Source organism: Ammoniphilus resinae (genome assembly GCF_017873965.1).
In the GTDB taxonomy this organism is placed as follows: domain Bacteria; phylum Bacillota; class Bacilli; order Aneurinibacillales; family RAOX-1; genus Ammoniphilus_A; species Ammoniphilus_A resinae.
In genome coordinates this window covers 15,305-34,040 of the sequence record NZ_JAGGKT010000018.1, presented here as the reverse complement: position 1 = coordinate 34,040, position 18,736 = coordinate 15,305, and the positions used below count along the sequence as shown (strand labels likewise).

At 42.9% G+C, this 18,736-nt stretch carries 18 protein-coding genes and 1 pseudogene; 15 read left to right on the top strand and 4 right to left on the bottom strand.

Translation table 11 applies throughout. The annotated features are described in order from the left end of the window. Positions 1-111: 111 nt before the first annotated feature. Both J2Z37_RS25900 and J2Z37_RS20805 read left to right on the top strand, forming a co-directional pair. Complete coding sequence (locus tag J2Z37_RS25900) at positions 112-573, top strand: CBO0543 family protein (protein ID WP_280922247.1); 462 nt, start codon at positions 112-114, stop codon at positions 571-573. A gap of 73 nt (positions 574-646) precedes the next feature. Continuing rightward, positions 647-1,675 carry a DUF3231 family protein gene (locus tag J2Z37_RS20805; RefSeq protein ID WP_209812244.1) on the top strand — a complete coding sequence of 343 codons (1,029 nt, stop codon included), beginning with the start codon at positions 647-649 and terminating at the stop codon, positions 1,673-1,675. Positions 1,676-1,780: 105 nt separating this feature from the next. On the opposite strand, the gene J2Z37_RS20800 is transcribed toward J2Z37_RS20805, so the two are convergent. Further along, positions 1,781-2,194 carry a GlcG/HbpS family heme-binding protein gene (locus tag J2Z37_RS20800; protein ID WP_209812243.1) on the bottom strand — a complete coding sequence of 138 codons (414 nt, stop codon included), beginning with the start codon at positions 2,192-2,194 and terminating at the stop codon, positions 1,781-1,783. A gap of 176 nt (positions 2,195-2,370) precedes the next feature. Between J2Z37_RS20800 and J2Z37_RS20795 the strand changes: the two genes are divergently transcribed. The 6 genes from J2Z37_RS20795 to J2Z37_RS20770 all read left to right on the top strand — a co-directional run bounded on the left by J2Z37_RS20795 (position 2,371) and on the right by J2Z37_RS20770 (position 8,520). Next, a complete protein-coding gene (locus J2Z37_RS20795) occupies positions 2,371-4,053 on the top strand; it encodes a putative bifunctional diguanylate cyclase/phosphodiesterase (protein WP_209812242.1) in 1,683 nt (560 codons plus the stop codon). Between the two features lie 153 nt (positions 4,054-4,206). Then, on the top strand, positions 4,207-5,436 hold the full coding sequence (locus tag J2Z37_RS20790; RefSeq protein ID WP_209812241.1) for a DUF438 domain-containing protein: 1,230 nt from the start codon (positions 4,207-4,209) through the stop codon (positions 5,434-5,436). A gap of 372 nt (positions 5,437-5,808) precedes the next feature. Then, complete coding sequence (locus J2Z37_RS20785) at positions 5,809-6,414, top strand: hypothetical protein (RefSeq protein WP_209812240.1); 606 nt, start codon at positions 5,809-5,811, stop codon at positions 6,412-6,414. A 201-nt stretch (positions 6,415-6,615) separates the two neighbouring features. Further along, positions 6,616-6,954 carry a DsrE family protein gene (locus J2Z37_RS20780; RefSeq protein WP_209812239.1) on the top strand — a complete coding sequence of 113 codons (339 nt, stop codon included), beginning with the start codon at positions 6,616-6,618 and terminating at the stop codon, positions 6,952-6,954. Between the two features lie 117 nt (positions 6,955-7,071). Then, complete coding sequence (locus tag J2Z37_RS20775) at positions 7,072-7,977, top strand: NAD(P)/FAD-dependent oxidoreductase (protein ID WP_209812238.1); 906 nt, start codon at positions 7,072-7,074, stop codon at positions 7,975-7,977. A 63-nt stretch (positions 7,978-8,040) separates the two neighbouring features. After that, a complete protein-coding gene (locus J2Z37_RS20770; RefSeq protein ID WP_209812237.1) occupies positions 8,041-8,520 on the top strand; it encodes a DinB family protein in 480 nt (159 codons plus the stop codon). A 74-nt stretch (positions 8,521-8,594) separates the two neighbouring features. Here the strand turns inward: J2Z37_RS20770 and J2Z37_RS20765 are convergent, their stop codons facing one another. Together J2Z37_RS20765 and J2Z37_RS20760 are read right to left on the bottom strand one after the other, a co-directional pair. Continuing rightward, positions 8,595-8,972: a VOC family protein gene (locus J2Z37_RS20765; RefSeq protein WP_209812236.1), complete on the bottom strand. Its 378-nt coding sequence runs from the start codon at positions 8,970-8,972 to the stop codon at positions 8,595-8,597. A 71-nt stretch (positions 8,973-9,043) separates the two neighbouring features. Continuing rightward, positions 9,044-10,273: an MFS transporter gene (locus J2Z37_RS20760; RefSeq protein ID WP_209812235.1), complete on the bottom strand. Its 1,230-nt coding sequence runs from the start codon at positions 10,271-10,273 to the stop codon at positions 9,044-9,046. A gap of 217 nt (positions 10,274-10,490) precedes the next feature. Here J2Z37_RS20760 and J2Z37_RS20755 point away from each other — a divergent pair, with 217 nt between their 5' ends. From J2Z37_RS20755 to J2Z37_RS20725, 6 genes and pseudogenes are all read left to right on the top strand, one after another. Beyond that, positions 10,491-11,291 carry a TIGR00266 family protein gene (locus J2Z37_RS20755; RefSeq protein ID WP_209812234.1) on the top strand — a complete coding sequence of 267 codons (801 nt, stop codon included), beginning with the start codon at positions 10,491-10,493 and terminating at the stop codon, positions 11,289-11,291. Positions 11,292-11,376: 85 nt separating this feature from the next. Continuing rightward, complete coding sequence (locus J2Z37_RS20750) at positions 11,377-12,240, top strand: aldo/keto reductase (RefSeq protein WP_209812281.1); 864 nt, start codon at positions 11,377-11,379, stop codon at positions 12,238-12,240. Positions 12,241-12,246: 6 nt separating this feature from the next. Then, a complete protein-coding gene (locus tag J2Z37_RS20745) occupies positions 12,247-12,831 on the top strand; it encodes a YdcF family protein (protein ID WP_209812233.1) in 585 nt (194 codons plus the stop codon). 54 nt (positions 12,832-12,885) lie between these two features. Beyond that, positions 12,886-13,404, top strand: a complete 519-nt coding sequence (locus tag J2Z37_RS20740; protein ID WP_209812232.1) for a hypothetical protein — start codon at positions 12,886-12,888, stop codon at positions 13,402-13,404. 54 nt (positions 13,405-13,458) lie between these two features. Continuing rightward, positions 13,459-13,689 (top strand): annotated as a pseudogene (locus tag J2Z37_RS20730) (hypothetical protein); the annotation flags it as partial. 80 nt (positions 13,690-13,769) lie between these two features. Then, entirely contained in the window at positions 13,770-13,946 is a 177-nt protein-coding gene (locus J2Z37_RS20725) for a hypothetical protein (protein WP_209812229.1), read from the top strand. A 310-nt stretch (positions 13,947-14,256) separates the two neighbouring features. Here the strand turns inward: J2Z37_RS20725 and J2Z37_RS20720 are convergent, their stop codons facing one another. Next, positions 14,257-15,306, bottom strand: coding sequence for an aldo/keto reductase (locus tag J2Z37_RS20720; protein ID WP_209812228.1), 1,050 nt, complete (start codon positions 15,304-15,306; stop codon positions 14,257-14,259). A 297-nt stretch (positions 15,307-15,603) separates the two neighbouring features. On the opposite strand from J2Z37_RS20720, the gene J2Z37_RS20715 reads away from it, so the two are divergent. Continuing rightward, positions 15,604-18,285, top strand: a complete 2,682-nt coding sequence (locus J2Z37_RS20715; RefSeq protein WP_209812227.1) for a UxaA family hydrolase — start codon at positions 15,604-15,606, stop codon at positions 18,283-18,285. The last annotated feature ends 451 nt before the right edge of the window (positions 18,286-18,736 follow it).

Genomic DNA, 18,736 nt, shown 5'->3' with positions numbered 1-18,736 from the left:
GGAATCACACTGAAATGAAGTATGGAAGTGCGATTTTATTTTAACTAAACGATAGTAACTGTAAATTTATGGATATAATAATCAAAAATAAAAAAAACTTGGTGTTAACTAATGACCTTTTCTACGACTTTATTTGTAATTTCCTGGATTTGCTTTTTTGTTTTTGCAGATAAGAAAAAGATTATATACTTCTACCCTACTTGCCTATTAGCAACATACTTTTCCGCCGCTGTTGATTTCCTGTTTACTGAGCATTATCCATTATGGGACTACCCACATGGAACCAAAATGCAAACGTATATATATCACTTAATGCAACAATTTGGAATATATCCTGTGGTTACCTATCTTTTTCTACAGACGATCCCCAAACGAAAGACTAAGTTTAAGCTCATAAGACATATCTTTTATTGGACGCTTTTAGCCATTTTTATCGAATGGCTTGCCATTACCACTCATTTTATGGAGCACATGAAATGGTGGAATCTTGGTTATTCGTACACAGCTGATTGGCTCCTCTTTTTTCTATTCTATGGTCATTTCAGATGGTGGAATAAAAAGTTGCAAGAGTAAAAAAAGACACGAGAATATGATTTGAAAGGGAGGAAAATACTAACAAAAAAAGAAAGAGGTTGCTCGGAAAAGGATGAAACCAATTAATATAAGTTCCAATAAAACAAACACTGTGGAAAATCTAACATCGGCAGAAATGGGCAAACTTTGGGCTACCTATATGGGAAACAGCATGGCAATACGCATTTTAAACTATTATCTTCAGCACGTTGAGGATGAGGATATTAAAACCTTATTAGAGAATGCATTAGAATTAAGTCAAGAGTTTATGAAAACGATTGAAGAAATTTTTACGAAAGAAAGCTTCCCAATACCTCATGGATTTTCAGACGAGGACGTAAATTTAAGTGCTCCTCGCTTATTTCAAGATGAATTTTATGTCCATTATCTCAAATATACCGCAAAAGCAGGCTTGAGTATTTATAGTGTTGGATTACCATTATTATTTAGAAAAGATGTTAAGGATTTTTTTAGATATTGTATTGATTCAACCCTTGATTTAATGGAGCAGATCAAAGAAATCTTAATGGGGAAAGGGCTCATCATTAAACCACCGTTAATTCCAATTCCTGACAAGGTTGAATATGTTCAACATGATTTTCTTAATGGTTTCTTTGGGCATGTTCGACCCATGCATGCATTGGAAATTACCCATTTATACGATAATATAGAAAATAATGTAACGAGTAAAGCGCTCATTATGGCGTTCGCCCAAGTAGCACAGGATAAAAAGGTTAGGGAATTGTTTGAAAGAGGCAGAGATATGACAACTACCAATGTGGAAAACTATATGCAAAAGCTATATGATGAAAATTTGCCTGCACCCACTTTTCTTGACGATTTAGTCACATCATCAACCATATCTCCTTTTTCAGATAAGATTATGCTATACCATAAAATGGATATGTTTTCAATGAAAATACGGGCTTTTGGAAATTCAGTTGCAGTAAATGGAAGAAGAGATATTGGCATCCTATATACTCAATCGTTAACGAAGATCGCAGCCTATGTTGAAGATATCCAAAAAACTATCATTAAGAGAGGGTGGCTAGAACAGCCCCCGTATGCGGCAGATCGTGGTAAATTAGCTTCAGACCAATAACTAAACCTTGTGGGAAAGTCAAAAGAGCAAAGGACTTCTTCATAACATAACTGTTATGAGAAGTCCTTTAATTGTCATTTTGATTTCGAGTTTTATCTACTTTTCTTACAGGCTCTCTTCAGCAATCAGTCCGGCAATATACTCGGTGATCGCATGGTCTTCACTTGCCGCAAGGCCACTAATTCCGACGCAACCGATAACTTGGCCTGATTTATTTTTCAGCGGATGCCCGCCTGGGAGTGCCGTTAATTTCGAATCACAGTAATAACTGATTTCCAGCCCGTCCTCTTTTAGCCTGCGAAGAAAGATATCCGTCGGAATTCCCATGCGAATCGCGGTATAAGCCTTTTGTTGGGAAATCTGGATACTGCGCACGGGAGAGCCTTCCATTCGGTCAAAGGTCAGCAATTCGCCCGAAGAATCCCCAATGGCAATACAGATCGGACGGCCAAAATCCTGTGTGGCTTTTTCCTTTCCGATTTCAATCAGTTTTCTCGCCAGACTTAATGTCATCTCCATAGTTTTGTTCCTCCTTAACTATTCTGAAAAGTTTATTTTGTCCTACTTTTCATCATACCTAATTCTTCAACTGAAATCATCCCTATTTATAAAATAGTTTTTTCATTCGGCTTGTTATTTGGTTCCATGAACGAGGGGATATTACCAATAACACTGAAAGTCGGGGAGATATGATGATGTACCAACGCATAAGTCTTAGTACAGATGATTTGATTAATATTGCCAATCATCTTGATATCGCCATATGGATTATCGATACAGTGAACCACACGGCTTATTTCTCCAAAGGATTTGAAAACATCTTTGGCAAGCCTGCGGAGGAATTCTATCAAGACCCGGATCTCTGGATCAAATCTTTGTATCCAGATGATGTGCCCATTGCCCTCAAGCGGAGAGAGAAAAAACAAAAAGGGGAAATCACCATTGATGAATACCGGATTATTAGGCCTGATGGAGAAATTCGCTGGGTGGAGGATTGGGGGATTCCTTATCATGTGCAGGAAGATCAACAAAACAAATATATTGGGGTCATTATCGATATTACGGAACGGAAACTAACCGAGGAGAAAATGAAATACCGTGCTTTCCATGATGACCTGACGGGGCTTGCCAATCGCAAGTTTTTGCATGACCAACTGGAGCGAGCCATTCGTCAGGCTGTATCGGAGACTACGAGCCTGGCGATTCTCTTTATCGATTTGGACCAGTTTAAAATGGTCAATGATACGCTCGGACACAATATCGGAGATCATTTATTAAGACAAGTTGCTAAAAGGCTTCGCGGTTGTCTGAGAGAAGGGGATTTGGTTGCCCGGCAAGGAGGGGACGAGTTTATCATCCTGATCCAAAATGTCTCTAAAATGGACGTGGATCCAATCGCCGAACGCATCCTTGATGCGCTTGGTTTTCCTTTTTTGATTGACAATAATGAGATTTTTATTACCCCTAGCATTGGGATCAGTCTTTTTCCACAGCATGGAAGTGATCCGCAAACATTAATCAAAAATGCCGATGCGGCCATGTACGACGTAAAATTTAATGGGAAAAACCATTGGAGATACTATTCCCAGGGGATTGAGGATTCCAATCAAAGGCGCATGATGATTGCCAACGGCCTTCGCAAGGCGCTGGAAAGAGGGGAACTCGAATTATACTACCAACCTAAAATTCAGATTTCTTCCGGTGCCGTCATGGCTGTTGAGGTATTATTGCGTTGGGAACATCCATTGTACGGACGAATCATGCCTAGTGAGTTTATTCCGATTGCCGAAGAGACAGGGATGGTCCTCCCGATTGGGGAGTGGGTTTTGCGCAAGGCTTGTAAAGACTATAAAGCATGGGAGAAAGTGGGATGTGCACCAGAAAAGTTATGTGTCAATATATCTCCGCGGCAATTTTCGGATCATCAATTAATCCCCAAAATAAAGCAAGTGCTTGAAGAAACTAATTTTCACCCTCAACGTTTGGGCCTGGAAATTACAGAGAATGTGGCCATGTACAATATGGCTGAAGCAGAAACCAAGTTAACAGAGTTAAAGGAGATGGGGATCTTACTAGCTTTGGATGATTTTGGTACGGGGTATTCCTCTTTAAACTATTTGCGCAGGATCACATTTGATAAGGTGAAAATTGATCGTTCATTTATAAAAGATGTCCTCAGCCATGAACAGACAGCAAAGATTGTGCAATCGATTATTTTCACTGCACAAAGCTTGAATATGACAGTCGTCGCAGAAGGGGTAGAGACAAAGGAACAATTGGATTTTCTCAAAGCGAATCATTGTGATATGGCACAAGGCTTTTATATTTGTAAGCCGTTACCGAGCAAAGAGCTGATAGAATTTTTACAGAAAGAATAAGACGAGGAAAAGAGGTTAGCAAATAAAGAAGGCATGTAACACCTCTTATGTGACACCCATCACTAACAAGATGTTCACGACATGATACCCTATCTATGAGAAAGCTTATCATTCGCACTTGACGAATTATAATAAATTATAGGGGTACGAGCCATGAGTGAGATCATTAATAACCGTGAACAGCATACAGAGGAAGTTTCAAAGCGCCTTCTGAAGATCCTTGACATCTTTCGTTCTTTATACAATGGGGAAGACGTGGATCAGGTAAAAGCCCGTTTTGATCAAGAGATCGGTACAGTCACTGTGGAGGAAGTTGCGCAAATTTCTCAGATGCAACGTGACATCTTGGAGGCTGGAGATTTTTCTGAAAGTGAAACGAAACGATTATCTGATGCACATATGTCCATTTTAAAAGGAAACATCGAAGAACCACTGAATCCAGAGGACGTACCGGGGCATCCGGTTCATACTTTTAAATTAGAGAATAAAGCCTTGGATGAATTGATCCAGACGAAGCTTAAACCGCATGTGGGACAGTTCATTGAGGAGGATTCGGAAGAACACGTCTATAAATTGCTAGAGGATTGTAATCTTTTGCTCGATATCGATAAACACTATATGCGCAAAGAACATTTGATTTTCCCCTATTTGGAGAAGTATGGAATTTATGGACCATCCACCAATATGTGGAGAATGGACGATATGATTCGTGACGCCATAAAAGCATTAAAAGGGAACCTAACGGATTATAAAGGGTACCAGCAGGCGATCCTGGAACGGATAAAGTATATGGTGGACGAGATATATGGAATGATTTACCGGGAAGAGACCATTCTATTCCCGATGGCAATGAGTCAATTTACCGAGGATGAGTGGGTAAAGATCGCCGCCGAAAGCGATGAAATCGGCTTTTGCCTCACTGCCCCAACAGTCGAATGGAAACCGGAAAGAAAAGAGTTGGATGCAAAAATCATGTCTGACGGTTTCGTGAAGTTTGAGACTGGGGTATTGTCCTTGAAACAACTGGAGCTAATCCTGAACCACTTGCCAGTAGATATCACCTTCATCGACCATGAGGACGTGGTTCGCTACTTCTCTCAAGGAAAAGAGCGAATCTTCGCCCGAACCAAAGCCGTCATCGGACGCACTGTGCAAAATTGCCACCCACCAAAAAGTGTCCACATGGTCGAAGATTTACTGGATGACTTCAGATCTGGTAAAAAAGATGTAGAGGATTTCTGGATCAAATTCCGAGATCGTTACGTGTATATCCGCTACTTTGCCGTTCGCGATGAAAACAAGAATTACCTTGGAACCCTTGAATTCACGCAAGATATTGGGCCGATTCAGGCTATTGAAGGAGAGAAGCGGATTTTGACTTAGTGGTTGGTATACAGGTAGATAGATTTGCGAGAAAGCTGTCCTGTGGGGTCTGGTTCGGAGACCTTATGGGGCGGCTTTTTATATTGAGGAGAGTCATTGTCCGAGGGCATAACGGAAAAAAATTCCGCTATCATGTGGGATCGAATAAATGAAGGTTGATTAGCGGAAAATATTTCCGTTAGGGATCTATGCAACTGATTTGTAAACGATTACAGAAACGAATAGCGGAAAACTTTTCCGCTATTCCGGTTCAATTGACTTAGAAAAAAGAAATAACGGAAAAAACTTCCGTTATTTTCGGAAACTTGTATGATGCAACCTTAAAACGATTTACTACGTCTAAGGAATAGCAAAAGAAAAGAGGGATAGACCATGAAAAAAGGATTTATGTTCCCCTTAATTATCATGACTGGGTTGATCGTTGGCTGTACACAGCAGACGAATCAAAAACCTACACAGGGGGAAGACATTCAACCACCACCAGCACAGACACAGGTGGAACCACCTGCTAAAGAATCGGGTTCTTCGCAACCGCAAAAGCCAACGCAAGAACAAGAAAAAGAGCAAGAACCAGAGCAAGCCAACAGCATCATCTACAAAAATGGCGAATATGGTTTTACCTTTACGCTCCCAAAAAGTTGGGAAGGGTATCAGATCGTTAACGAGAAATGGGTAGGGGAACCGATTGGGGATCAATCACAGGGTGAGACGGGGCCGATGCTTCTTATTCGACATCCTGAATGGAAGAAAGAAAATCCACGGCAGGATATCCCGATCATGATCTTTACCTTGCAGCAATGGGAAGGCTTGCAACAGGAAAAATTCCATATTGGTGCGGCGCCGATCGGTCCGAGGGAACTTGGACGAAATAGAAAATATGTTTTTGCTCTGCCTGCAAGGTATAATTTCGCCTTTCCACCAGGATATGAAGAAGTTGAGAAAATTATCGAAAGCCAACCTCTTAAGCCAACGGAATAAAATGAAAAAGCCCTTTTTATTTTTCGAGCGTCGATTCGTATACCGAATCACGCTTTTCTTTTTTGTTGTTTTACATGGTTTTACTTTAGCATTTAGTATTAGCTGGATCCGTTTTTCACTTTCGCGGACTAGATTTCCTGATTCTCTAATTTATGTTTAAATATGGTAACATAGCATTAATAAATTAGTGAGGTGGAGAAATTGAAAAACAAAGTCATTTTACTTGCTTCAGATCAGCTTGGTAAAGGAGAAAGAGAACTAGGAGAAGGAATCTTAGAAACCTTCTTTACTATTCTTAAGCAAAGAGAAGAACTGCCTGTAGCTGTTTTTTGCATGAACCGCGGTGTGTTTACATTAACGGAAAGTTCGCTTGTTTCTCTCCAATTAAAAGAACTGGAAGAAAAGGGTGTTGACGTTCTTGCTTGTAAAACATGTGTTGACTTTTATAAGCTAAATGAGAAGTTAGTGGCTGGGAAAATCAGCGGAATGGCCCAATTTATTGAGTTAGCCTCAAAATATGAAGTAATTACCTTATCTTAATTTTGAGTTGGTTTTCCTTAAGATTAAAGGCAATGCAGGTCTACTTTCAGATAAAGAGGGAAAATTAGGGGTGAAAGTCCTATCTATGTAAAGGATCAAAGAAAGGGGTTTTGGCCTGTGCAATATGATTGCATTATTGTAGGTGGCGGTATTGCTGGTCTTCAGGCAGCTATCCAATTAGGGAGGTATAAACATAAAGTTCTTGTTATTGATTCAAATCACGGTCGTTCAACATTATGTAAAAGCTATCATAATATATTAGGTTGGCCAGATGGGATTAGTGGGCAAGACCTTCGTCAGATTGGAAAAAGGCAAGCAGAAAAAATTGGAGTTGAGTTTCAATCGGAAATAGTAGACAGTGCCAAAAAGATGGACAAAGGATTTCTGCTCACTGTAAAAACCGGCCTCCAATATGAAACAAAGCGATTGTTATTAGCAACAGGTGTAATGGACAGGATTCCCGCCTTTCCCGAGCTTCTAAATTGTCTAGGAATTAGCGTTTACGTTTGTCCAGATTGTGATGGCTATGAAGTGAAGAATAAACGTACGATAGTCATGGGTGCGGGAAATGTAGGGGCCAAGATGGCCCTCACTCTCTCTTACTGGACAAACGATCTTGTTTACATCAATCATGAACAGACGGAAATCTCGGAACAACTCATAAACGAACTTCACGTTCATCGGATTCAATATGTTAACGAAGCCATTCAAAAGGTCATGGAGGAAAATTCCTACCTACAAGGAGTGATCTTGAAAAGTGGGCAGGAAATTACAGGTGAACGCGGTTTTGTTGCGTTCGGGGGGAACGAAGTGAAGTCGGCCCTTGCGAAACAATTAGGTGTAGAAGTTCTTGAAAATCAACATATTGTTGTCCATCCTCGAACCAAAATGACAAATATACGCCATGTATGGGCTGCTGGTGATGTGGTTGCCCATTCGGAACAAGTGACCATTGCCATGGGCGACGGTTCTGGGGCAGCTATTTGGATACATAAGAGTTTGATGGATGAAAGAGAAGTTTGAGGATCTAGGGAGGACCCTCACCTTCACAAAAATACTGACGTAATTTTTAGGAGGCTGGCTGTCATGACTAACGAAATGTTGCTAAGACAAGTGGAAGTGGTTCGAGCCATTACTCTCCATAGTTTAGAATCTATCACAGAAGATCTGGCGGATATTATGCCTAAGGGATTTAACAATACGATTCGTTGGAACGTTGGTCATATTTTAATCGTCCAAGATCAGCTTGCTTCGAACTTTGCAGGGTTACCCCAACAACTTTCTCCAGAAATTGTGACGCTGTTTGGCAATCGGACAAGACCAAGCGAATGGCAAATAGAACCTCCAACGTTGAAAACCTTGTCAGATGAACTAAAAAAGCAAACGGTTTATATTAAGGAATCTCTTGGCAACCGCTTGCAGGAAAATGCAATAAAACCCTTTGTACGGCTTGGAATTAAGATGGATACAATTGGTGAGATCCTCTCGTTTAGTTTACATCATGAAGGAATGCATACGGGAGTGATTCATGCCATTCAACGGGCAATTAGTGGTTCCAAAAATTGACAAGGCTTTTGTTGTGAATACCATTAAAAAACAAGCCACATATCATCCCATATGTGGCTACTGCATTATACAACCTATTTATCTTCCCTCAATATATACCTGTTCCCATCCTGATCAAAGAACGTAAACATAGTGCCGAATGGCATTTTTAATAGTTGCTCGACTTGAACTCCTTGTTGTTGCATTTTTTCATAGCCGGATTCAATGTCTGTTGTACTAAAAAGAATGGAGGGATGGGCAACTGCGGATGGGTTTTGTTTTTCCATCGCCGACTTGGAATAGAGTACAAGGGTGGTGAACTCGTCTTCGCTCGGTCCGACCTCAATCCAAGAAAAGTCCGGCCCTATGGGTTGTTCAAACTTCAATACAAAGCCTAGCTTATTGATCCAAAAATCTTTCGCTTGTTCCTGATCATTCACATACAAAGTAATTTTTCCAACTTTATTAATCATCACGATTTCTCCTTAGGAAAGTTTTACCGCATAGCCAAAGTGTACCGTTCCCAATAAGCAAACGCAACCTACTACCGAAACGCTCCACTCCGAAACACCGAGCGGCACAGTAGAGAGAAAAGGAGAAAACATACGACAGTGATCCCCAGCATCACTTCCGCACCGCCATATTCATACACATAGCCAAGGATCGCTGGTCCAATCCCGGTACCGATGAAGAGAAAGAAGGCAAAAAGCGACATGCAGGTTCCACGCGCTTCTGGCAAAAGCTCTGTCGCGAACGTTTGTAGAGTGGAATGACAGAAGCTGTATCCGATCCCGAGTAGGAAAAAGCCAAGAGCAAGTGCCCAAGGGGCTGGAATTAGCCAAATCACGGTAAACCCACCTGTCATGATGAGACCGCCGAATAGCGCCATATTTTTTTGTCCAATTCTATGAATCGCCCGGGTAATGAACTGGCTCCCGACCAAAGCAGAAAGGCTAAACAAGGCGGCGAGCAGACCGACGACCAAATAAGAGAGGTGCAGATTTTGGTTGGCATAAACACTTAAATAGGTAAAACCGCCAAAAAATAAGGAGCCTTCAAGGAAGACCAGCAAATAGATGATACGGGCCCGTTTACTTGACAATATCCGCTTATACCTCTCTTTCAAGGGGATGGAAGCCACCACGGGTGCTGCTCCAACTCCTCCGTTTTCCCTACCTCTTTGCCAAAAAAAGAAGAGGAGTGTAGGAAGCCCGCCGAGGCCGATTAGCAAGAACAGCCATTTCCAGGTGAAAAATTCTGAAACGAAAGCACCGATGACGATGCCAAGGGCCTGACCGGAAGTGGAGAAGGCCATAAAAAGCGAGATCGCCTTGGGACGCTCTGCAAAGTCAAAGCTGTCGCCAATTTGCGCCAAAGCAATGGGGATAATTCCCGCAGCAAAAACGCCTGTGATCACCCGTAGAATAAAAAGGGATTCGTATGAGGAAACCAAACCGCATCCTACTGTACCGATGGAAAAGAGGGCAAGTGCCAGGGTGATTGTTCGTGTTTTACCGATGTGATCGGCAATAGGTCCATAGACTAATTGAAACAATCCATAAGGTATGGCGTAGGCGGAAATTAACAAACCGGCAGTCGATTCGCGAATTTGCAGGTCATCAGCGATGGCGGGAAGCACAGGAGCGACCGCGCGGCTATCAGCATTGACCAAAAAGGCGGCCAGCCCTAATGCCCACAACAAGACGAGTGCGGAATTTCTACCGGTTGGGATCTGCCTTCTTTGTTCGATCAAAACAAGACTTTCTTTACTCATTAAGATTCTCTCTCCCTATTTTTTCTATCTCTCCGATTCTTGAAGAGTATGGGTGCCGCTCATGAACGATTCACTTGAATATGTCTCAATATTTTAACAGAGGGTGATACATAGGTGAAGAAAAAAATCTGGTCTCGATGTAATCGCTTGAATCTTTTCACCAATTTATGCGTATAACCAATATAGATTCATTTCGTTAATAGGAAAGAGGGATATGATGAGAAACGCACATGAAATAGACTATCAAATTTATGGCGATGACATGCAATTTGTAGAAATTGAATTGGATCCACGGGAGACGGTTGTTGCCGAAGCAGGAAGTATGATGTACATGGATCAGGCGATTGAGATGGAGACGATTTTCGGCGACGGAAGCCAGGAGAACCGCGGACTTTTTGGAAGCCTATTAGGGGCAGGGAAACGCCTTTTGACCGGGGAAAGTTTATTCATGACAGTTTTTACGAATGCAGGGAATGGAAAACGGCATGTTGCCCTTGCAGCCCCCTATCCGGGGAAAATCATAACTTTAGATTTGGCTGAATTGCAGGGGAAAGTGATTTGTCAGAAGGACTCCTTCCTCGGTGCAGCCAAAGGGGTCAGTGTGGGCATTGAGTTCCAACGTAAGTTAGGTGCGGGATTCTTTGGCGGTGAAGGTTTTATTATGCAAAAGCTGGAAGGAGATGGGCTTGCCTTCGTCCATGCTGGCGGAACGATCATCGAAAAGGAACTGCAGCACGGGGATATGCTAAGGGTCGATACCGGCTGTTTGGTGGCGATGACGAGGGACGTGCATTATGATATCCAATTCGTTAAAGGGGTCAAGACTGCCCTGTTCGGTGGTGAAGGGCTATTCTTCGCGACCTTGCGCGGTCCTGGGAAGGTATGGATCCAATCCCTTCCATTTAGTCGCCTGGCTGACCGGATTTATGCCGCAGCACCCCAAACAGGTGGGCAAAGAAAAGGGGAAGGCAGCATCCTCGGTTCATTAGGGGATCTGCTTGATGGAGATCGCAGATAGTAGAGGGGCTAGGCGGATGCCTAGCCCTTTTGCATGGAATGGGATAAAATGGGGATATCGAAATGGAAAAAAAGGAGGAGATCTAATGGATTGCCTGGAAAAGCACCGCGTAAAGTTGCCGGATGGGATATCGTTGCCATCTCTTGGGCAGGGAACGTGGAATATGGGGGAAAAACCCCACTGTGAGAAAGAGGAAGTCAAAGCTTTACAAATCGGGTTGGAGCTTGGGATGAAGCTGATTGATACGGCGGAAATGTATGCCGATGGAAATGCCGAACGAGTCGTCGGACAAGCGATCCGCGGGCGAAGAGAGGACGTCTTTTTAGTATCCAAAGTATATCCCCACAATGCAGGCCACAGTAAGATTATATCAGCTTGTGAAAACAGCCTCAGAAGGCTTGGCACTGATCACCTAGATTTATATTTGCTGCACTGGAGAGGCCGTGTTCCCCTGGCGGAGACGATTGAAGGAATGGAGAAATTGCGTGAAGCGGGGAAAATCGCTAGATGGGGCGTCTCCAACTTTGACGTGGCAGACATGAAAGAGCTGTGGAACAATCCTGGCGGGCAGAACTGTGCCACAAATCAAGTGCTGTATCATCTTGGATCAAGGGGAATCGATTTTGACCTTCTTCCGTGGCAAGAGGAGCAGGGGGTACCGCTCATGGCCTATAGTCCTTTGGCACAGGGAGGATCTCTGCGCAAGCAATTATTGTCAGATCCAATCGTGCTGCAACTGGCTAATCAATACAACGCGACCCCTTTGCAAATTGCCCTCGCCTGGACGATCCGCACACCTTACGTGCTAGCTATTCCAAAAGCCGTTCAGGAACATCATGTGAAACTAAACGCAGAAGCGGCATGTATCGAATTAACTGCTGAGGATCTAGAGAAATTGGACCGGGTATTTCCGAAACCGCAGAGAAAGGTTCCTTTGGATATTATTTAAGAAGTCATGAAGAAAAAAATTAGTTTATGGTTACTGGCATTTTGTATAGCCTTCGTCTGTTACAGTGGCTTGTCCATCTGGTCATATGGCAGTGAAAATCAGCGGGCAAGAACGGATGCAGCGATTGTTTTAGGCGCAGCTGTCTGGGGAAATCAACCTTCCCCGGTTTTTCAGGAACGGATCAACCATGGGATTCGGCTCTACACGAATGGGTATGTGCAAAAGTTGATTTTTACCGGAGGAAAAGGGGAAGCGAATGAATTTGCAGAATCAGAAGTAGCACGCTTGTACGCCCTGGAACATGGGGTGAGGGATGAGGATATTTTAATTGAGACCGAATCAAGGATCACCGAAGAAAATTTAAAGTATGCTTATAAACTTGCAATTGAAAAGGGATTGCAGACGTTTACGATCGTAAGCGATCCCCTACATATGAAGCGAGCGATGACGATGGCTGCGGATTTTGGAATGGAGGCTTACTCCTCTCCTACACAGAGCACAGTTTATCGAAGTTGGCAGGCAAAGTTGCCTTTTTTCTTTAGAGAATTGTTCTATTATCTGTTGTATTTAGTAAGCAGCCCCTTTCGCTGATTGCTTTGTAACCTTTTTTACATTGAACCCGTCCTATTTACTAGAGGTGAAATGATGAAAAAGGTTATTTTTATGCTGGGAATTTTCGGCTTACTCGGGTGCAACGCCAGTCAGGGGCAGAATAGTTTTATCGAACCTGAGCCATCAGATTGGGTAGAATGGATAAAACCTGTTAGAGAATACATGTACTATCGAACACAAGCCGTTTTGCAGAACGATGTTCAGGTATTGTGGGACCGATACCCCCTTTTAGAATCCAGCTCAAGCCGTCAAAACGGGGTCAATACGGAAAAATATGAAGTAGAATCATTAAATGATAGTTTTAAGCTAATCGATGCCAATTTTAGTGAGGAAGGCTATGAGCGGATTAAGGTAAAACAATTATCCGATCAGGAAGCTGTCATCCTGGTTCATGGGGGAATCGGCTATTTGCGCGATGATTTCGAGGAATCGGGTGGGGAAATTTTAATTGAGCTTTATGTGGAGGAAAAAGATCATCATTGGACGGTTGTTAAAACCGATGAATACACATTGGAAGAGTATAAGGAATGGATTAAAGGGAGGATCCCGTGAACATATTGATAGTGGAAGATGATAAATCCATTGCAGCGGGGATTGAATACTCGTTTTTATGGAGTAAAGGCGTTGCTCTACGGACTTCCGATCAGCATCGTGCTAATGTACTGGGTCCATCAGGCAGCGATGAATAGTTTTGATTTTGCCTTTACATTGCCTTGGACGAGTATCCTTTGGTGCTTAGTGGCGGTATTTGTGATCGTAGGTTCAGCTATGCTTTATTCAGGGGCCAAGGTTAAAAAAGAAAACATTTTGGATGGATTGAAGCAGGAGAGTATTTAGGGGGGGACTTCGGTCCTTCTTTTTGATATTCGTCAGGAAAAATATGGTACGATTAGTTAAGTGAATGGGGGGATGGTAATATGGAACTTTTAAGTTTAATAATCTATGCAATACTAGTCATTGTTTCGGTCGCAGCTTGGGTAAATACCAAAATCATCTTGGAGGAAATCGATACAATAAAAAAACATCTGGGTATACAGGAGAAAAAAACTAACGATTTGCTACTCTCAAGCAACCCTTCCGATGAGAATGAATAAATAAAATGGTAGCTAGTTGATTTGAAGGCGAGCAATAGCGGAAAAATTTTCCGTTATCTATGAATTTCGGATCGCTTTGATCTAATTAACGGAAAACTTTTCCGTTAATCTTAATTGCAAACGTTTACAATTTGTTTAGTAAAACACATAACGGAAAAAGTTTCCGCTATCTTGGTCGCCGAGCCCCTATTTTTAGGGATAACGGAAACTTTTTCCGTTATTAACGTGATGAAGGACAAGTCTCGTACGAAAAATCCTCGAAAAGTCCTTCATCAGCAAGTAACCTCCCTTCGAGAAGGTCCACAAACACTTACTCTACCCGACTCCGGTTCCGATTCTCAAAATAATCGGGGTTATTACCTAACTTCTGCAAAACGGGCTCGGACAATTCGTTCATCCGATGGATCACATCTTCCGATAGACGATAGGACGCAGCCTCTACATTCAGCTCCAACTGTGCCAGGTTGCGGGATCCGACGATAGTAGAGGTGATCGCTGGGTTGGCGATCGCCCAGGCCAAGGAAAGGACGGTCATGGTCACGCCTAGTTCTTGTGCTAACTCTCTCAGTCCTGCAAGGGCTTCCATCATTTCCGCTTCGGCGCCTTCTTCACCGTGACGGGAATCGGCAGCGCGGGAACGATGATAGTGTCTGGTGCGAACAAGGCTTGGTTTCATCTGTTCGATCGCGTCGTATTTTCCTGACAATAGCCCTTGAAGCAGGGGACTATAGCCAATGATGCCCATCCCGTGTTCCTCACAATAAGGAAGGATTTCTGCCTCAATTCCACGCGAAAAGAGGTTATAGGCTAATTCGTTGGCCACAACGCTAACACCAGTTTTCCGCACGACTTCCATTTGCTTCACTCCGTGGTTGCTGATCCCGATATAGCGGATCTTTCCTTCTTTTTGTAAAGCGGCCAACATCTCAAACGCCTCCTGGTTCCTCGGAGATTGGGTGAGAATGCTTTCGTCATGGGTATAGTGCTTTAGCGATTGTTCATTAATCGGCCAATGGACCATGTACAGATCAATATAATCGGTCTGAAGTCGCTTCAGGCTCTCGTCGCAGTGTTTACGAATATCTGCCGGATAGAGCTTTGATGGTGGGATCTTCGTGCCGATGATGGCTTTGTCCCTTTTTCCTTTCAAGGCTAGTCCTAGGGACTTTTCACTTTCCCCATCATTATAGACTTCAGCGGTATCAAAATAGTTGATTCCTAAATCAAATGCTCGGTCGACGACCTCTTGAACATCCTGTTGGCTTTGCTCTCCCCAATAGGCACCGCCTCCAAAGGCCCAACATCCCAAGCCCAGTGTGCTCAATTTCAAATCAGATGTGCCGCAGCGTCTTTGTTTCATTTTTACGTCACCTCAATTCTAGTAATCAACCATATTTTAACAGAGAGATGTCGCTAACTAAAGAAAAATTCACTCTTTTCTTTATTTCTAATAAAAACTTTCATTTCCAGAGAAAAATGTCACCAAGTTATGACATTTTGTGATACAATGACTTTGCATATTCATGTGCACAATCCACACGATAGATGGACTAGCTGGATCACAATTTTTGATGGGGGATCAGCAGATATCATAGAAAAAATCAGTGTGGCTATGAAAAGGATATATAAGGGATAACGAAAAAGGAGAGAGAGATCTATGAACACATCTTACCAATTTGAAGAAGTCGCTCGACTTCCGTTACCTGGGGATAATTGCGCGATTGCTACCCGCCAATTGGACGCTGGCACGATCATTCATTATCAAGGCCAAGAGTTGACTCTTGATCATACCGTAATGGAAGGACATCGCTTCGCACTGAAAGCGATTGCACCTGGTGAAGCTTTATTATCCTGGGAACTGCCATTTGGGACGGCCTTACAAGCGATTAATCCAGGAAACTATGTGATTAACCAAGGTGTGTTGGATGCATTAAGTGTGCGTCAACTGAAATTTTCCTTACCCGAGAAGGCTAATTTTTCCGATGACATTCCTCCTTTTATATTAGATGAAAAGAACTTTAAACCAGCGGAAGCTGTTCCTGCCTATACTGAAACACGCACGTTCATGGGGTATCGCCGCAGTGAATCACGCGGTGTAGGGACCCGTAACAATATCGTTCTATTAGGGACAACCTCCCGTACAGGAAGCTTTGTAAAGCAGCTTGCTGCACGTATGCAAGGCGAATTGAAAAACTATGAAAATGTCGACGGCATTGTTCCAGTGGCACACACTGAGGGTGGCGCGGAAAAGCCAAATAACCTTGATTTATTGCTTCGTACGTTGTCCGGATTTATGGTCAATCCAAATGTGGGTGCAGTGCTTGCTGTAGACCTTGGGATTGAAGCTGTAACCAATGAGATGGTTGAAAAGTATATGCGCGAACACAACTATCCATTGGATGATGTCCTGCATAAATTTATCTCCGTACATGGAGGGTTCGAAGAAAATCTAGCAAAGGCGGAAGCGGTCGTTCAAGAGTGGTTGCCAATCGTCAATAAAACAGGACGGACTCCAGAGTCCATCAGCCATCTAAAAATTGCACTCCAATGCGGTGGATCTGATGCGTTTTCCGGAATTTCTGCCAACCCACTACTTGGCTGGATTGCCAAAGAATTGATCCGTTACGGCGGTGCTGCCAACTTAGCTGAAACTGACGAATTGATCGGAGCAGAGCCATATGTGTTGCGCAAAGTTCGCGATTTGGAAACGGCTAAGAAATTTTTATCTTTAGTTGATAACTTTAAGGCACGTGCCGGCTTCCATGGTGCGAGTGCAGAAGGAAACCCATCTGGCGGGAATAAATTCCGTGGTCTTTACAATATTTATCTGAAGTCTATTGGAGCCGCCAACAAGAAGGATCCAGAATCCCGTTTGGATTATGCCATTGATTACGGTCAACCGATGAATGAATCCGGATACCATTTTATGGACAGTCCTGGAAATGACTTAGAGAGTATTGCAGGTCAAGTGGCTTCCGGCTGTAACTTGATTTTCTTTACAACAGGGAATGGATCGATTACCAACTTCCCGTTTGTTCCAACCTTGAAAGTGGTCACCACTTCCCGTCGTTTTGAATTGCTATCCAATGATATGGATATCAACGCGGGTCAATACCAAGAGGGTATGTCGATGGATGATCTTGGTTCACAAACCTTTGAACTGACCTTAAACGTCGCTTCAGGCCAACGAAGTGTAGGGGAGAAGGCAGGCCATGCGCAGGTACAAATTTGGCGGAACTGGAAGCAAACAGATACAAGCAAGTTGGATGTGCTGTTGAATGCTCCAGAACCAACTGGCGAACCGATTGTGATCAAAACAGAGGGCGTTCCAGCTGTGAACTTCCAAATGAATCGTGCAGAAAACGATGGTCATATTGGATTGATTTTGCCAACTAGCTTATGTTCTGGTCAGGTTGCAAACATGATTGCCAAAGACTTGAACAACAAAAAAGCGGGCCAACCTGAGTTATCTCGTTTTGTAGCTTTGGCTCACACAGAAGGATGCGGAAACAATGCTGGTAAATCTGAGCAAATGTATGCAACTACTATGGTAGGGTATATTGTTCATCCACTTGTTAAACATGTCCTGTTGCTTGAACATGGTTGTGAAAAAACCCACAACGACTACATGCGTAATCAAATGAACAAAATGGGTATCGAGCAAAAAGACCTTGGTTTTGCGAGCATCCAATTGGATGGCGGAATCAAGAAAGTAACCGACAAAGTGGAAAATTGGTTTGCCGCTCAATTAGCAGCAGATCAACCAGCCGAAAAGAAAGCCGTTGGACTTGAGGGGTTGCGCGTTGGGATCTTAACCGATGGCCCGATTAACGATGCAAGCGCTGAACAATTGGCGGGACTAACGAAAGCCATTGTAGCTGCAGGCGGACTTGTGGTCATCCCTGAAAACAGCGGTGTTCTAGAGACAGCTGCATACAAGGATAACGTATTAACTTCAGCTGAAGTTCAGCCGTCCCTAAGTTATGGACAGCATGCCAGCAAAAATGGGTTCCACATCATGGAAACTCCAACACAGCACTGGGTAGAAACCGTTACTGGTTTAGCTGCTACAGGGGTTGAGTTGATGATCTCCTTGGTGAACCGCCAGCCTATGCAAACACACCCATTTGTTCCAATGTTACAAGTGGCTGCTGCACCAAACATGCAGACCTATGCAGATGATTTGGATTTGGTGCTCAGTGGAGACACCAGCACCTGGATGGACCAAATTCTTGAACTTAGCAAGCAAACAATTGAACAGAACTATACCCCGAAACTTTATCAGAAGGGGAACGTCGATTTCCAATTTACACGCGGACTTCTTGGCGTTTCGCTATAAGAGGGGATGGAAAGTGGGCAGCTTGCTGTCCACTTTTGTTTTGTAACAGGATTCTAAATGGTGCACGGTTAATAAGCGGAGATATTCCGGTTATTTAATGGAAAATGCAAAATTAATAAAGAATAGGCGGAGTTTATCCGATTAAACATTGAAAAGCAGTAATTCTACGCGACTTTATTAATAATAATCGGAAAATTTCCGCTTATTTTTGCTCATTTTACTAAAACTCAATCCATTAGCGGAATTTCTCCCCTTATTTATAATAGGACTACTTTCTCTTGCTTTTCGGTCCCTTGTTCGGATCAATCATCTTTGTCTTTCCACGCTCATCATTGGCCTCATCCCAATTGGTCGCACTTCGGTCATTCTTTTTACCCTTTTCCATGATTCAATCACCTCTCATTTTTTTTCTAATATTCCATGGTTAAGCAGGATCTATCCAGAACATCAA

Excerpts from the sequence above, each read along its gene's own strand:
- J2Z37_RS25900 (WP_280922247.1), top strand. The coding sequence starts at position 112 with ATGACCTTTTCTACGACTTTATTTGTAATTTCCTGGATTTGCTTTTTT.
- J2Z37_RS20805 (WP_209812244.1), top strand. The coding sequence starts at position 647 with ATGAAACCAATTAATATAAGTTCCAATAAAACAAACACTGTGGAAAAT.
- J2Z37_RS20800 (WP_209812243.1), bottom strand. The coding sequence starts at position 2,194 with ATGGAGATGACATTAAGTCTGGCGAGAAAACTGATTGAAATCGGAAAG.
- J2Z37_RS20795 (WP_209812242.1), top strand. The coding sequence starts at position 2,371 with ATGTACCAACGCATAAGTCTTAGTACAGATGATTTGATTAATATTGCC.
- J2Z37_RS20790 (WP_209812241.1), top strand. The coding sequence starts at position 4,207 with ATGAGTGAGATCATTAATAACCGTGAACAGCATACAGAGGAAGTTTCA.
- J2Z37_RS20785 (WP_209812240.1), top strand. The coding sequence starts at position 5,809 with ATGAAAAAAGGATTTATGTTCCCCTTAATTATCATGACTGGGTTGATC.
- J2Z37_RS20770 (WP_209812237.1), top strand. The coding sequence starts at position 8,041 with ATGACTAACGAAATGTTGCTAAGACAAGTGGAAGTGGTTCGAGCCATT.
- J2Z37_RS20765 (WP_209812236.1), bottom strand. The coding sequence starts at position 8,972 with ATGATTAATAAAGTTGGAAAAATTACTTTGTATGTGAATGATCAGGAA.
- J2Z37_RS20760 (WP_209812235.1), bottom strand. The coding sequence starts at position 10,273 with ATGAGTAAAGAAAGTCTTGTTTTGATCGAACAAAGAAGGCAGATCCCA.
- J2Z37_RS20755 (WP_209812234.1), top strand. The coding sequence starts at position 10,491 with ATGAGAAACGCACATGAAATAGACTATCAAATTTATGGCGATGACATG.
- J2Z37_RS20750 (WP_209812281.1), top strand. The coding sequence starts at position 11,377 with ATGGATTGCCTGGAAAAGCACCGCGTAAAGTTGCCGGATGGGATATCG.
- J2Z37_RS20745 (WP_209812233.1), top strand. The coding sequence starts at position 12,247 with ATGAAGAAAAAAATTAGTTTATGGTTACTGGCATTTTGTATAGCCTTC.
- J2Z37_RS20740 (WP_209812232.1), top strand. The coding sequence starts at position 12,886 with ATGAAAAAGGTTATTTTTATGCTGGGAATTTTCGGCTTACTCGGGTGC.
- J2Z37_RS20725 (WP_209812229.1), top strand. The coding sequence starts at position 13,770 with ATGGAACTTTTAAGTTTAATAATCTATGCAATACTAGTCATTGTTTCG.
- J2Z37_RS20720 (WP_209812228.1), bottom strand. The coding sequence starts at position 15,306 with ATGAAACAAAGACGCTGCGGCACATCTGATTTGAAATTGAGCACACTG.
- J2Z37_RS20715 (WP_209812227.1), top strand. The coding sequence starts at position 15,604 with ATGAACACATCTTACCAATTTGAAGAAGTCGCTCGACTTCCGTTACCT.